Below are 1,089 nucleotides of genomic sequence, written 5' to 3'. Positions count from 1 at the left end.
GATACCGCCTGCATGGCGCGGCGAGCATCAAACGGAAGTACACGCACTACAGCGCCGAGTTCAAGCTTGCCGTGCTGAAGCGGATGCGAAGCCAGCGGTTGTCGCATCGCGAAGTCGCAGCATGGTTCGATATTCGCAACTTCGGTGCGATTGGCATTTGGGAACGCCAGTATGATGCAGGGGGTATAGAGGCCTTGTCATCGCGCCCAAAAGGGCGTCCCAGGAAGATGTCGCCACCCACTCCCAAAGCAAAGCCACCGAAGCCATCTGGTGATCGCACGCGCACGCGCGAGGAGCTCATTGACGAGCTGAACTACCTGCGCATGGAGAACGCCTACCTAAAAAAACTCGACGCCTTAGTTCAAGCGAACAAGAAATCTGCGCAACCCAAAAAGCGCAAATAGTGCTTGAGCTAAGGCGGCAGTATCCATTGGCGGGGCTGTTGAAGGTCGCAGGCCTGGCACGAAGCACCTTCTACTATCAGCAAACAGTACTTCAGGCGCAGGACAGGTATGCGGAACTGAAGGCAAGAATCCGTGAGCTGTTTGCGCAGCACAAAGGTCGCTACGGCTACCGCCGCATTACGGCGGCGCTTCGGAAAGCGGAATTGATAGTCAACCACAAGACGGTTCAGCGCCTGATGAAAGCCATGGGCCTGAAGTCTCTCGTCCGGCCAAAGAAATACCGTTCTTACAAAGGTGCGGTGGGCCGAGTTGCGCCCAACGTGTTGCAACGGCAGTTCCACGCCGGGCGTCCGAATCAGAAATGGGTAACCGATGTGACCGAATTTAGCGTCGCCGGCGAGAAGCTATACCTCTCGCCGGTGCTGGACCTGCATAACGGCGAGATCGTCGCATACGAGATGGCCAGGCGTCCGTTGTTCGAGATGGTAAGCAAAATGCTCAAGAAGGCGTTTGCTCGACTCGGCCCCAAGGACCGACCGATCCTGCATTCGGATCAGGGCTGGCAATACCAAATGGCGTCCTATCGATCGATGCTCAAGCAGCGCAGTGTCCGTCCCAGTATGTCGCGCAAAGGTAACTGCCTCGACAACGCTGCCATGGAGAGCTTCTTCGGCATCCTAAAGTC

At 56.7% G+C, this 1,089-nt stretch carries 1 pseudogene; it reads left to right on the top strand.

The annotated features are described in order from the left end of the window. Nucleotides 1-1,089, top strand: a pseudogene (locus AC1DBD_RS17665) (IS3 family transposase); the annotation flags it as partial.

Source organism: Arthrobacter sp. 10T419 (assembly GCF_056394105.1).
This window is presented reverse-complemented; position numbering and strand designations above follow the sequence as displayed.